Source organism: Kitasatospora atroaurantiaca (genome assembly GCF_007828955.1).
Lineage (GTDB): Bacteria > Actinomycetota > Actinomycetes > Streptomycetales > Streptomycetaceae > Kitasatospora > Kitasatospora atroaurantiaca.
Window position 1 is genome coordinate 6,133,884 of record NZ_VIVR01000001.1, and the last position, 13,400, is coordinate 6,147,283.

8 protein-coding genes are annotated in these 13,400 nt (G+C 71.5%); 3 read left to right on the forward strand and 5 right to left on the reverse strand.

The annotated features are described in order from the left end of the window. Positions 1-10: 10 nt before the first annotated feature. Positions 11-3,274 (reverse strand): amino acid adenylation domain-containing protein, encoded by a 3,264-nt coding sequence (locus FB465_RS27605; protein ID WP_211785869.1) that lies wholly within the window; start codon positions 3,272-3,274, stop codon positions 11-13. A gap of 210 nt (positions 3,275-3,484) precedes the next feature. Here FB465_RS27605 and FB465_RS37155 point away from each other — a divergent pair, with 210 nt between their 5' ends. Beyond that, positions 3,485-6,694: a putative bifunctional diguanylate cyclase/phosphodiesterase gene (locus FB465_RS37155; protein WP_145794809.1), complete on the forward strand. Its 3,210-nt coding sequence runs from the start codon at positions 3,485-3,487 to the stop codon at positions 6,692-6,694. Positions 6,695-6,735: 41 nt separating this feature from the next. Here the strand turns inward: FB465_RS37155 and FB465_RS27615 are convergent, their stop codons facing one another. The 4 genes from FB465_RS27615 to FB465_RS27630 form a co-directional block, all read right to left on the reverse strand. Next, a complete protein-coding gene (locus tag FB465_RS27615; RefSeq protein WP_211785870.1) occupies positions 6,736-8,982 on the reverse strand; it encodes a family 2 encapsulin nanocompartment cargo protein terpene cyclase in 2,247 nt (748 codons plus the stop codon). Between the two features lie 209 nt (positions 8,983-9,191). Continuing rightward, positions 9,192-9,539: a hypothetical protein gene (locus FB465_RS27620; RefSeq protein ID WP_145794811.1), complete on the reverse strand. Its 348-nt coding sequence runs from the start codon at positions 9,537-9,539 to the stop codon at positions 9,192-9,194. Between the two features lie 28 nt (positions 9,540-9,567). Next, on the reverse strand, positions 9,568-9,951 hold the full coding sequence (locus FB465_RS27625) for an STAS domain-containing protein (RefSeq protein WP_145794813.1): 384 nt from the start codon (positions 9,949-9,951) through the stop codon (positions 9,568-9,570). A gap of 225 nt (positions 9,952-10,176) precedes the next feature. After that, a complete protein-coding gene (locus FB465_RS27630; protein ID WP_145794815.1) occupies positions 10,177-10,680 on the reverse strand; it encodes a GbsR/MarR family transcriptional regulator in 504 nt (167 codons plus the stop codon). Between the two features lie 119 nt (positions 10,681-10,799). Here FB465_RS27630 and FB465_RS27635 point away from each other — a divergent pair, with 119 nt between their 5' ends. Both FB465_RS27635 and FB465_RS27640 read left to right on the forward strand, forming a co-directional pair. Continuing rightward, entirely contained in the window at positions 10,800-11,702 is a 903-nt protein-coding gene (locus FB465_RS27635) for an ABC transporter ATP-binding protein (RefSeq protein ID WP_145794817.1), read from the forward strand. After that, the gene (locus tag FB465_RS27640) at positions 11,699-13,300 is read left to right on the forward strand and encodes an ABC transporter permease (RefSeq protein ID WP_145794819.1); all 1,602 of its coding nucleotides are present in this window, start codon (positions 11,699-11,701) and stop codon (positions 13,298-13,300) included. Before FB465_RS27635 ends, FB465_RS27640 begins: the two co-directional genes overlap by 4 nt. The last annotated feature ends 100 nt before the right edge of the window (positions 13,301-13,400 follow it).

A 13,400-nucleotide genomic window follows, 5' to 3' on the forward strand; every position in this document is an offset into this window, starting at 1 on the left:
CCAGGTCCCGTCACTCCGCCGCGGGCTGAGCCAGATAGCCGGACGAGAGCAGGTTCGCGATGTAGCGGTCCAGCAGGTCGGCGTCGACCGGGGGGATCTCGATGCCGCTCCCGGCCAGCGCGGCGTCCGTGTTGTCCCGGCTGAACAGCGGGAAGGTGTGGCGGAAGTACATCTCGCTCACCGTCAGGTCGGCGCCCGAGGAGCGGTCGACGAACAGCGGCAGGAACGAGGTCATCGGGTGGTTCGGGTGCAGCGCGGCGTAGCTCGCGAATCGGCGGACCCACTCCGGGTAGGGAAGCTCCTCGACCCGGTAGCCGAAGGCCCGGAGCCGTTCGGCCAGCGCACCGACGAACACGTACTGCGGATTGGTCAGGTGGTACACGTCCCCGGTGGCGCGGCGCCGGGTGGAGATGTGGGTCACCGCCCGGGCGAAGCAGTCGGCGGGGACGAAGTCCAGCGGCAGGTCCACGTCGGGACTGCACCCGGCGTCGGCGATGAACTTGATCAGGGCGCACATCTCGGTGCCGGTGTTCATCATGCCGGTCCGCTGGTCGCCGGTGATGTCGTTCAGCCGGTAGATCGCGACGGGCAGTCCCTCGGCGGCCGCCTTCTGGAGGAGCGCCTCGGCGACCCACTTCGCCTCCACGTAGCCGACCGAGAGGCGGTCGGCATGGCTCAGCGGAGTCTCCTCCGTGACCCGGCGCACCCCCGCCGTACCGTACCCGGCCAGCACGGCCATGCTGGAGAGGTAGTGCACGGGCACCGAACGGGAGTGGCCGGCCAGCCGGATGAGCTCCCTGGTGCCGGCGACGTTGGTCGGGCTGAGCTCGTGGTACGGGTAGATGAAGTTGACGTGCCCCGCGCAGTGGTACACGAGGTCCACGGTGTCGGCCAGCGCCTCGAAGCGGTCCGGAGACAGCCCCAGGTACGGCTCCCCGAGGTCGCCGACGACCGGGACGACCCGGTCCTGCGGGAGGTCGTGCAGCGGGTCGCGCACCAGGTAGTGGCGGTGGACGGCCCGGATCCGCTCCAGTGCGTGCCGGGTGTCGTTCGCCCTGGTCAGGCAGTGGATACGGGCATTCGTCGTACGGACCAGGATGTCGAGCAGGTGAGTCCCGCAGAAGCCGGTGGCCCCGGTGAGCAGGATGTCCGAAGGCTGCTCCCAGCGGGGCGGCGGGCCCGTGTTCCGGCGGATCGGTACCAGGAGCCTCGACTCGGCCTCGAAGTCGACCCGCCCCGATCCGGCGGCGGACAAGGTCCCGGCGCGGGCGGCCATGGTGCTGCGGGCGAAGGCGTCCAGGGTCGGGTCCTCCAGCAGGGCCCTGGTCAGCGCCCGGGTCTGGCTGACGCCGATGCCGAACATGATCCGGACCCTGGCGAGCATCTCCATGGCGAGCAGCGAGTTGCCGCCCATCCGGAAGAAGTCGTCCTCCTCGCCGACCTGTTCGAGGTGCAGGAGTTGGGACCAGAGTTCGGAGATGCCGGCCGACACCGGCGTACCGGCCGCAGAGGCCGTGGCGCTCTCCTTCGCGGCCCTGCCGAGGGAGAGGCTCCGCCGGTCCACCTTGCCGCTGCGCTTGAGCGGCAGGCGGTCGACGGCGGTCAGTCTCGCCGGGAGCATGTAGCCGGCCAGGGTCTGGGCCAGGAACGAGCGGAGCCCGGCCTCCGACACCGGCTCGCGGGCCTGCTGCCCGGCGGGCCCGGCCCTGGTGTAGAAGGCGACCAGGGTCTTCTCCTCCCCGGCGCGGCCGTCCGCGACCACGGCCGCACGGTCCACGTCCGGGTGGGCGGTGAGGGCGGCCTCGATCTCGGCCGGCTCGACCCGGAATCCCCGGATCTTCAGCTGGTCGTCGATCCTCCCGAGGAACTCCAGCCTGCCGTCGGGGCGCAGACGCCCGGAGTCCCCCGTCCGGTACATGCGACCCCCCGGCTCCGGGGAGTACGGGTCTGGGAGGAAGCTCTCCGCGGTCCTGCCGGGCTGCCGCCAGAAGCCGCGGGCGACGCCGCGGCCGCCGATGAAAATCTCCCCGTCCTGCCCCGCCGGGACGGGCTGCAGCCGCTCGTCGAGCAGGTGCACGTACGTGTCGGGGAGCGGGCTGCCGACCGGCACCCTGCTCCCGCTCCGGGCGGCGAGGAGGCCCTCGTCGAGGACGCAGAGGGTCGAGGTGATGGTCGTCTCGGTGAGCCCGTACGCATTGAGCAGGTCCACGCCGGGCATCCGGCGGAACCATGAGCGGCAGTCGTCGGCGTGGACGACGTCCCCGCCCACGATCACGAGCCTCAGCGAGGAGGACGGAGCTCCGTCGTCCTCGGTCGCGCTCACGAACTGGTGCCAGTACGCAGGGGTCAGGTCGGCGACCGTGATGCCGTGCTCGCGGAGCCGGGACATCAGCTCGGTGGGGGCCCAGCCCCGGTCGGCGGCCAGCACCAGGGTGCCGCCGCTGAGCAGCGTGGTGAAGATCTGCTCCAGCGAGGTGTCGAAGCCCAGCGCGCCGAGCTGGAGCACCCGGTCGTCGGGGTGCAGGGCGTAGGCGTGGACCAGGTGCGACAGGACGCAGGCCAGCGACCGGTGGTCGATCATCACGCCCTTGGGGGCCCCGGTCGAACCGGAGGTGTAGATCATGTAGGCGAGGTCGTCGGGCGCCGGGCCGTCCGGCAGCGATTCGGCCGAGGGTGAGGCGGAGTCCGCCCGGAACTCCTCCGGCAGGACGAGCTCGGCCGGCCCGGCGATCCCGGCGTGGGCGGCGTCGGTCAGGACGACCGTGGAGCGGGAGTCCTCGACGAACTGGGCCAGCCGGCGCTCGGGCAGGCCGGGGTCGAGCGGGAGGAACGCACCGCCGGACTTCAGGACCGCGAGCAGCCCGACCACCATGTCGGGGCTGCGCTCGAGGCAGACCGTGACGATCGAGTCGAGGCCGGTGCCGAGCCGCCGTAACCGCCGGGCGAGGAGGTTCGCCCGGCCCTCCAGCTGCGCATAACTGAGCGACCCGTGCTCCGACACCACCGCGAGGTGATCGGGCGCGCGGGCCGCCTGAAGCCGGAACAGCTCGGGGACGGTCCTGCCCGCCCGTGGTCCCGGCCCGGCCGGACGCATGTCCGTCCAGGTGGCCTCGACCACGGCGAGACAGCGGTCCCTGGCAGCGGGCTCGCCGAACCGGCGCCAGCCCGCCGGAATCCCGAGAGCAGCCGGCCATACCGAATACTGCCCCCTGGTATTGATGACCACGACCTGCAATTCGTCGGACCGCGTCGAGAAGGAGTCGTGGTTCACCACCCTGACCCTCCCGGTGTGTAGGCCCCCGCGCCCCTTTTCTTCGAATATACCCCTGCCATCGGATCCGCATCTCGGCAAGCCGGGCACCTGGTTGGCAGTTGCTGCTGGCATATGCCTGGGTAATGATGGAAATTACGGGTTTCACGGCGTCAGGTATGCTTGGGTGGAAATCAATTCGAATCTCTTGCGCGTACCTCGACGGAGCGCCGCATGGAGAAAGCGATGACCAACTGGCGGTGGCAGTACGTAACGCTCGGTTTCCTCGGGTGGATGGCCCTGCTCACGGCCATGTACTACGTGCACCCCAGTCAGCGGATCGTCTGGTGGACCGGGATCGGGCTCAGCGGCGTCGCAGCCATCCTGGTCGGGACGTTCCGTAACCGCCCGTCCTACCCGCTGCCCTGGTTCCTGCTCGCCGCGGCGAACCTGAGCTTCACCGCGGGTGAGGTCTCCGAGGTCGTCCTCACCCAACTCCTGCACCAGGAGAACCCGTTCCCGTCGATCGCCGACGTCTTCTACCTCACGACCTACCCGCTGTACGCGATCGGGCTGCTCCTCTTCATCCGGCGCCGCAGCGCCGGCCGCGACCGGGGCAGCCTGATCGACGCGCTGACCTTCACCGCGGGCCTGGCCCTGCTCTCCTGGATCTACATCGTCCTGCCGTATGCCCACATCGTGGAACTGACGTGGGTTCAGAAGGCCTTCGCCATCGCCTATCCGCTCGGCGACATCCTCGTCCTGGCGATGCTGCTGCGCCTGCTCGCCCCCCACGGCCGCAAGAGCTGGTCGCTGCGGCTGCTCACGGTCGGCACACTCGGCATGCTGATCTCCGACGTCGCATTCGGGCTGATCCAGCTGCACGGGAGCTGGCGGATCGGCACCCCCGTCGACCTGGGCTGGGCCGCCTACTACACCGCCTGGGGTGTGGCCGCCCTGCACCCGTCCATGGTGACGATGACCAAGCCGGTGCCCTCACCGCGGACCGATGTCGCGCGCGGGCGGATCGGCCTGCTCACCTTTGCCTCGCTGATCGCGCCCACCGTGCTGCTGCTGGACGCCATCCGCGGGGACACCAGCAACGCCGGGGTGGTCGGCGCGTTCTCCGCCCTGCTGTTCCTGCTGGTCCTCTGGCGGCTCTCCGGTGTGGTCACGGCCCATCGTCAGACCGTCGCCCGGGAGCGGGTCCTGCGCGTCGCCATCAGCTCCCTGGCCGCTGCCACCAGCGTGGAGGAGGTCACCGCGGCGATCCGGACCGCCGGGTCGGAGCTGCCGCCGCCGAACCCGGAGCGCCAGGTGGTGCTCGGGCTGAGCGACGAGGCCGGCGGCCTGAACCTGCGCCCGGCCGGCGGAGTTCCCGCCGGGCTGGCCTCCCACCGGGTGCCGGGGGCCGTCCACGACCTGATCGTCAGCCGCCGGACCCATGAGCGCCCGACGGCCGCACTCGGCGAGGATCTCGCCGCGGCCCTGCCCGGCTCCGGCCACGCCCTGCTCTGCCCGATGGCCCTCCAGGACCGGCCATCGGGCGACCCGCTGATCGGCGTGCTGATCGTCGGCGGTGGCGAGGAGGAGCTGGCCGCCCTGACCGCTACGGCGGAGGCGCTCGCCTCACAGGCGGCACTGGCGCTGGAGCGCATCACGCTGAGCCAGGAGGTGACCCGCCGCAAGAGCGAGGCGTACTTCCGGACGCTGGTGCAGAACGCCTCGGACGTCATCCTGATCCTGGACGACGACGACCTGGTCCGGTACGCGAGCTCCTCCGCCGACCGGGTGCTGGGCTACCCCTCGCTGATCGGTGTGCCGATCGCGCAGCTGGTCCCGCCCGAGGAGAGCGCCTCGGCCGTCGCCGCACTCGCCCAGATGCGCGGCCGTGACCAGCGGGAGAAGCGCGAGCACTGGCGGATGGTGCGGTACGACCGGGTGTCCATCGAGGTCGAGGTCCGGCACAGCGACCTGCGGACCGACCCCACGGTCTCCGGGCTCGTGCTCACCCTGCGTGACGTCACCGAGCAGCGCCAGCTGGAACGCGAGCTCAGCCACCGGGCCTTCCACGACTCGCTCACCGGCCTGGCCAACCGCGTGCTGTTCCAGGACCGGGTCAACCACGCCTTCAGCCGCGGTATGCGTGGCGGACTGGCGGCCGGGGTCCTGCTGATCGACATCGACGACTTCAAGGTCGTCAACGACACCATGGGCCACAGCGTGGGCGACGAGCTGCTGGTCGCCGTCTCGCTGCGGCTGTCGACGATGGCCCGGGCCTCCGACACCGCGGCACGGCTTGGCGGTGACGAGTTCGCGGTCCTGATCGAGGACTCGATGGCACCGGCCGACGCCGAGGCCTTCGCGGACCACGTCATCAAGGCATTCGCCGACCCCTTCCGCCTCAGCGCCGGGCCGATCAACGTGTCCGTGAGCGTCGGGATCGCCACCACCGAGGACAGCGTGGACTCCGCCGAGCTGCTCACCCACGCCGACCTGGCGCTCTACGCGGCGAAGGGGGCGGGGAAGCGTCAGTGGCGGCGCTTCCACCCCGTCCTGCAGGCCGGCATGATCGAGCGGCACGAGTTGCAGGCGAGCCTGGACAGTGCCGTCGCCGAGTCCTCCTTCCAGGTCCTCTACCAGCCGATCGTGGAGATCGCGAGCGGGGCCCTGGAGGGCTTCGAGGCGCTGGTCCGCTGGCCGCACCACACCCGCGGCCTGGTGCCGCCGGAGCAGTTCATCACCCTCGCCGAGGAGAGCGGTCAGATCGTGCCGCTCGGCGCCTGGGTGCTCGGCCACGCGGCGGCGGAGGCGTCCCGGTGGCAGCAGACCGCGTCGGAGTGCCTGGACGGCCACGACGGCCTCGACGGCGGTGCGGGCCCGCGCAAGCAGCTCTATGTGAGCGTCAACGTGTCGGCCCGGCAGTTCCGCGACCCCGGGTTCGTCGACGTGGTCCGCCAGACCCTCGACGGGCACTCCATGGAGCCCAGCTCGCTGATCCTCGAACTGACCGAGAGCGTCCTGATGCGCCGGGACGAGCGGGTCCGCACCGACATGATGACGCTGAGCGATCTCGGCGTCCGGCTGGCCATCGACGACTTCGGGACGGGCTACTCGTCCCTCAGCTACCTCCGTGAGTTCCCGATCACCATCCTCAAGATCGACAAGTCCTTCATCGACGGGCTCGGCAAGTCCTCACAGCAGTACGCCCTGGTGGAGGGGATCACCCGGATCGCCGAGACGCTCGGGGTGAGGGTGATCGCCGAAGGCATCGAGAGCGCTCGGCAGCGCGACCTGCTGGCCGTGATGGGCTGCCCGCTCGGGCAGGGGTACCTGTTCGCCCGGCCGATGGGCGCCGACCAGGCCGAGTCGCTCATCCGGGCCAGCAAGGACCTCACGGTCCGGCCGTCGGCCGGCGGCGCCGAAACGCCGCCTGCCACCTGACCGGGCTTCCGGCCACCGCACGGCGGTCGCCTGGCTCCCGGCTACCGCACGGCGACCGCCCCGGCGAGGTCCGGGCGGGGTGAGAGACGGGCGGCCGAGGTGCCCAGACCGACCGGGCCTCCCGGCAGCGCCGCGGCCGCGGGTGCCGCGTGGCGAAGGAGCTCCGACTCGACGTACCGGCGGCACTCCTGGTGCCAGAGCAGGATGCCGGCCAGCCAGTTCCGGAGCTCCTCGGCGTAGCCGTCGAGGACCTGCCGGGCGCTCGGGGTCAGGTCGAACTCCTCGTACAGGGCGGGGAGTTCGGTGGAGACGATGTGCTCGAACTGCCGCATCCTGGACGTCATCAGGTCGCTGACGGTGGCGAGCGCCTCGGAGCGGCCGCAGTTGAGGAAGTTCTGGACGACCAGGACCGCGTTGTGGATCTCCCCCTCGAACTGGATCTCCTTCTGGTAGGAGAAGACGTCGTTGAGCAGGCAGGCGTAGTCGGCGGCCGAGTTCTCCATCGCCCTGATCGGCCGGGTGCGGTAGATCTCGGGCGGCACCGTCTGCCCGTGGGCCAGCCGGGAGAGACTCATCGTCAGGTCCGAGCCGAAGGTCTTGCGGCGCATCTCGATGTAGTCGACCGGGTCGGGGATGCGGTTCTGGATCCGGTTGGCGAGCTCCCACAGCCAACTGCCGGTCATGTCCTCGATGGAGTCCCGGAACCTGCGGCGCGCGTCCGGGGTCATCGGGCCGGCCGTCCGGGTCCACAGGTCGGCCAGACCGCGTTCCAGCGCGTTCAGCGGCGCCGGGCCGGTGGAGACGTCCAGCGGCATGAGCGCCGAGAGCCGTTCGTTGCAGGCCTTCGCGCCGGCCATGTCCAGGGTGCGGCCGAAGACGACCGGGAAGTAGTCGTCCCCGTACGTCCCCCAGGTGAGCCAGCCGGTCGTGAGGTCGAGGTCGGCCGGCGTGGCGTCCGGGTGGATCCCGGCGGAGCACAGGGCGAAGTCGAAGCCGCGCAGCCTGCGTTCGTCCCAGAGGCCGGACCCGGGGATGCCGGGCAGCGAGTCCAGCATGCCCATCCGGCCGGCCCAGTCCACGATGTGCTCCCGTGAGGCGTCCAGGTGGGGACTCAGCCGGACGGCGAACGGCATGTGGAAGTCGGGGAGTTGCAGCGGGCCGACGGTCTCGTACGGGACGTGGGTGTAGCTCCTGAGCCTGCCGGGCAGGGAGGCGGCGAGCGAGGACGCCACCCGGGCGGCCGAGGTGCCCAGGCCCAGCGGGCGGCCCAGGAGCTGTGCGGCAGCCGAGGATCCCGGCTCGCCGTTCATGTAGCGGCTGGAGCGCAGATGCCACTCGTGGCCGCCGGACTGCCAGTCCTGGAGGCCCTTGACGTAGGCGAGGACGTCCCGGCAGGACTGCGGGTCCAGGCCGAACTCCTGGAACAGGGGGTTGAGTTCGGTGAGAGCGGTGTGCTCGAACTGCTGCAGCCGCGAGGTGAGCAGCTCGTTGACGGCATCGGCGGCCTGCTGGGTGCTGCAGCCCAGGAAGCGCTCCAGGACCAGGACGCCGTTGGCGAGTTCGCCCTCCTCCTCGGTCTCCCGCTGGTAGGAGAACAGGTCGTTGCGCAGGTGCACCCCGTCGGAGAAGGTGTCCTTGAGCACCCGCATGGGCCGGCTGGCCGCGATCGCGGCGGGGACCTCGGCGCCCACCGCGTGCTCCACCAGGCCGGCCGACCAGGGGGCGCCGCCGACCTTCCGTCGCATCTCGATGTACTCGACCGGGTTGGAGACCCTGCTCTCACTGATGTTGGAGAGCTCCCAGAGGGACTCCTCGAGCAGGTGCTGGGTGGCCTCCGCGAAGCGGGCGCGCCAGCTCTCCGACATCGTCGGAACCGTCCGGGCCCACAGGTCGGCGAGGCCCTCCTCCACCGGGTTGGCCGGCTCGGGAGAGGTGTCGGCGGGGTGCACGGGCATGAACGCGGGCAGCCGGTCCAGGTACGCCTTCGCCCCGGCCATGTCGCGGCTGCGCTTGAAGGTGTCCAGGAAGTGGTCGTCGAAGAAGAAGACCCAGACGTACCAGTCGGTCACCAGGGCGAGTTCCGCCCGCGAGGCGTCCGGGTGCGTGTAGGCGCAGAGCAGGGCGTAGTCATGGGCGTCGAAGGTGGGTTCGTCCCAGATACCCGATCCCTCCAGCATTCTCATCGTGCGCGCCCAGGCTTTCGAATGCTCCCGGGCGTCCTCGAGATGGGGATTCAACCGGGCCGGGTACGGCATGTAGAACTCTGGAAGCTTGAAGGGCTGTGCCATCCGAGCCGGGCCTTTCCCTGGGTGATGTGGTGAGCCGTCGTCAGATTAGGCCGCCGATTGCGGATGGCGCCGAATTGCCGAACTCCCTCGCTCGATGAGGTGAATTCGGGTTCGGAAGCGATTCGGTGGAGAGATTGGCAGGACTGCCTGGTGACGGACGCCGTCCGGAGACGGCGTCCGTCACCGGGCCGGAACGGATGTTCAGACGCTCAGGACGTGTGTGCGCCGAGGCTCGGTGCGCTCAGCAGCCCGCCGGCCGGGGAGCTTCCGTCGGCCCGGCGGTGGCCGGCGGGTGGCTCGGCGGCTGCCGCGCCTTCGGGGATCGGGACCACCCGGCGGTCGGCGAGGTGCCCCACCCAGTGGCGGTGGCAGCTGGGGCAGGCCGGTGCGCCGTCCGCCGAGTAGGGGGAGGCGACGGGGATGCCGTCGCGGGAGAACTGCTCGTGCTCGGTGCCGTCCTCGTCCCGGTGGCGCAGGACGTCGTACTCGGCGCTCCACCCGTGCCAGCAGTGTCCGCAGGTGAACTCGACTCGTTCCACGGCCAGTTCGGTGATCATCTCATCCGCCTTCCGTGTGATGGTCCGGCTATGCGGGCTGAGCGGTCCTGGTGCCTGCCGCAGGGGCGGTCGTCGCGGCGATTGCGTCGCGTACGGTCGGGAAGATGGGCATCAGGCGGTCCAGCTCGGTCAGTCGTAGCAGGCGCAGGACCCGCCCTCGGGGGCCCGCCAGCCGCAGCTCTCCCAGGTGTGTCCGGGCGATGTTGCGTGCCTCGACGAGTGCTCCGACCCCGCTCGCGTCGCAGAAGACCAGGGCCGACAGGTCCACGATCACCCGGGCTCGCGGGCCGTCGCGGACCAGCAGTGCGGTGACGCGGTCGCGCAGCGTGTCGGCGGTGGCGATGTCGAGCTCCCCCGCCGCGTGCACGACCGACCATCCGTCCACCCGGCGCGATGACAGTTGGAGGTACATGAGGCAGGCCCTCCCGGTTCGGGTGACCGACAGCTATCCGTGCATAACGGTCATATACCTCATTCAGCCTAACCCTGACAAGGGCCTGCCGCGGGCGGGGGCCGTTGGATCATGACGAAGTTGCCACAACGGCCGCCCGGTAGGGCCAGATGGGACCGTCCGCACGGGGCCGGGGACGAGGTGGTGCGGCCGGACGGTCGGTGACGGTACGTCGACGAGGAATAATCAGCTCTGGCCCTGCGGGGCGGCGCCGCCCGAACGGAGCTCGGCGCGGCGGGTGTGCCAGCGGGTCAGCAGGGACGGCAGCTCCTCGCGCATGAACTCGAAGAAGGCCAGCGACTCCGCCATCCGCGCGCCGGCCGGGCTGTCCGCGCCGAGCGCGGTCACCCCCTCGCGCAGGCTGCTCTCCCAGCGGATCAGCATCTGGTCCCGGCGCACCGCGGCCTCGTACCAGACGTCGTCGTGCACCCGGTACCTGTCCCGTCGCGAGCCCGGCTCGCGCTCGCGGCTGACCAGGTTGAGCTGCACCAGGTAGCGGACCGCGCCGGAGACCGCCGCCGGGCTGACCTGCAGGACCTCCGCCAGTTCGGCGGCCGTCAGCCGCCCCGAGTCGGTGGCCAGCAGGGCGGTGAAGATGCGGGCCGGCATCCGGGCGAAGCCGGCGTCGGTCAGCACGCTGGCGAAACGCTCGATGAAGGTGCCGACGGCCTGTTCGTCCCGGGTCTCCATGGCGTCTCCTGCCGACTCTGCGATCACCGCCGCATCATCTCCCAGGCGTCGGGGCTTCGCGAAAATCCATATGATTCATGAACTTCACGGTTTTGTGAAACAAGAGTACCGTGACTGGCATGACAACGGCTGTATCGGTGTCCGGCCTGGTCAAGACCTTCGGCCGGACGCGCGCCCTGGACGGACTGGACCTCACGGTCTCCGAGGGGGAGGTGCATGGCTTCCTCGGACCCAACGGGGCCGGGAAGTCCACGACCATCCGGGTCCTGCTCGGCCTGCTGAGGGCCGACTCCGGTACCGCCCGGCTGCTCGGCGGCGACCCCTGGCGCGACGCGGTCGGCCTCCACCGCAGGCTCGCGTACGTGCCCGGCGACGTGACGCTGTGGCGCAACCTCTCGGGCGGCGAGACCATCGACCTGCTCGGACGGCTGCGCGGCGGCCTGGACGGCGCCCGCCGGGCCGAACTGCTGGAGCGCTTCGAACTCGACCCGACCAAGAAGGGCCGCACCTACTCCAAGGGCAACCGGCAGAAGGTCGCCCTCGTCGCGGCGCTCGCCTCCGACGTGGAACTGCTCATCCTGGACGAGCCGAGCTCCGGTCTGGACCCGCTGATGGAGGAGGTGTTCCGCGCCTGCATCGCCGAGGAGCGCGACCGCGGCCGCACGGTCCTCCTCTCCAGCCACATCCTCTCCGAGGTCGAGGCGCTCTGTGACCGGGTGAGCATCATCCGGGCCGGCCGTACGGTCGAGACCGGCACGCTGGCCGAGCTGCGCCACCTCACCCGCACCTCGGTCGAGGCCGAACTGGCCGCCGCCCCCGAGGGTCTGTCGGGCCTCCCCGGCGTGCACGACCTCGTCGTCCAGGACCACCGGGTCCGGTGCCAGGTCGACACCGACCGACTGGACGGCCTGCTCCGGGAGTTCACCGCCCTCGGGGTGCGCTCGCTGGTCAGCCGGCCGCCGACGCTGGAGGAGCTCTTCCTGCGCCACTACCAGCCCGGCGCAGAGCCGGTGCGGTCGTGAACGGCCTCGCCGGTACCGGCACCCTGCTCCGCCTCGCCCTGCGGCGCGACCGGATCATGCTCCCGGCCTGGGTCTACGTCCTCACCGCCTCGGTGGCCTCCACCGCCTACACCTTCGGGAACCTGTACGACTCCGGCGCAGCGCGGGAGCGGTTCGCCGCGGGCATGGCCTCCAACAGCTCGCTCCGCGCACTGTACGGCCCGGTCTTCGGATCGAGCATCGGCGGGCTGACGGCATGGCGGATGACGGCCTTCGGCGCGGCGCTGGCCGGACTGATGAGCATTCTGCTGGTGGTCCGCCACACCCGTGCCGAGGAGGAGGACGGCCGCCTGGAGCTGGTCGGCGCCGGCGCGGTCGGCCGCCGCGCACCGCTCACCGCCGCACTGCTGACCGCGCTCACCGCCAACCTGCTGCTCGCCGCGCTGGTCACGGCGGCCCTGACCGCCCTCGGGCACGCCGCCGCCGGGGCGCTCGCCCTCGGGCTCGCCCTCGCGGCCTGCGGCCTGGTCTTCGCCGGGCTGGCGGCCGTCACCGCCCAGCTGGCCGAGACCGGGCGGGCCGCCAACGGCGCCGCGAGCGCGGTGCTCGGACTGGCCTTCGTCCTGCGGGCGGCCGGCGACGCGTCCTCCACCGACTCCGGCCCGCAGTGGCTGAGTTGGCTCTCCCCGATCGGCTGGGCCGAGCAACTGCGGCCGTTCGCGGGGGACCGCTGGTGGGTCCTCGGTCTCGCCCTGGGCTGCGCCGCCGCGCTCGCCGGTGCGGCGTACGCGCTGGTCGCCCGCCGCGACCTGGGCGCGGGGCTGCTGCCCCAGCGGCCCGGCCCCGCAGCCGGCGTGCCCACGCTCCGTACCCATGCCGCGCTGGCCTGGCGGCTGCAGCGCGGCACCCTCTACGGCTGGTGCGCCGGCTTCGCCGTGGCCGGAGCGGTCTTCGGCGGGGTCGCCAAGGGAGTGGTCGAGCTGGTCGGCGACAACGCCGCACTGAAGGACGTGCTGCGTCGGTTGGGAGGCCAACAGGCCGTCCTGGATGCGTACTTGTCCAGCATCATGGGGCTGCTCGGCATGATCGCGGCGGTCTACGCCGTCCAGGCCGTGCAGCGGCTGCGCGGCGAGGAGACCGGGGGCCGGGCGGAGCCGGTGCTGGCCACCGCGGTCTCCCGGCTCGGCTGGGCAGGCGGACATCTGCTCTTCCCGCTGCTGGGCTCGGCCGTGCTGCTCGCCACCGGAGGGCTGGCGGCGGGTCTGGCCGCCGGCGCGGAGCTGGGCGAGCTCGGGGGCCGGGTCCAGGACCTGCTGGGCGGCGCGCTGGTGCAGTTGCCCGCGGTCTGGCTGGCCGCGGCCGCGATGTTGGCGATCTTCGGGCTGCTGCCCAGGTGGACCTCGGCCGGCTGGGGGGTGCTGGCGGTGTTCCTGGTGATCGGGTGGCTCGGCCCCGCGCTGCAGTTCGACCGCCTGGTCCTGGACCTGTCGCCGTTCACCCACCTCCCGCGCCTGCCGGGTGGGGCGGTCGAGGCCCGGCCGCTGCTCTGGATCGGGGCGGCCGCGGCCCTGCTGGCGGTCGCAGGCTTGGCCGGCCTGCGCCGACGGGACCTGGGCTGAGGCAGCGGGCCAGCCAGAGGGGCGCGGGGAACTGCGCCAAGCGGGAGGCTGCAGGCCGGTTCCTTCCGTCTCGCGCAGTTCCTCGCGCCCCTTGGGGTGC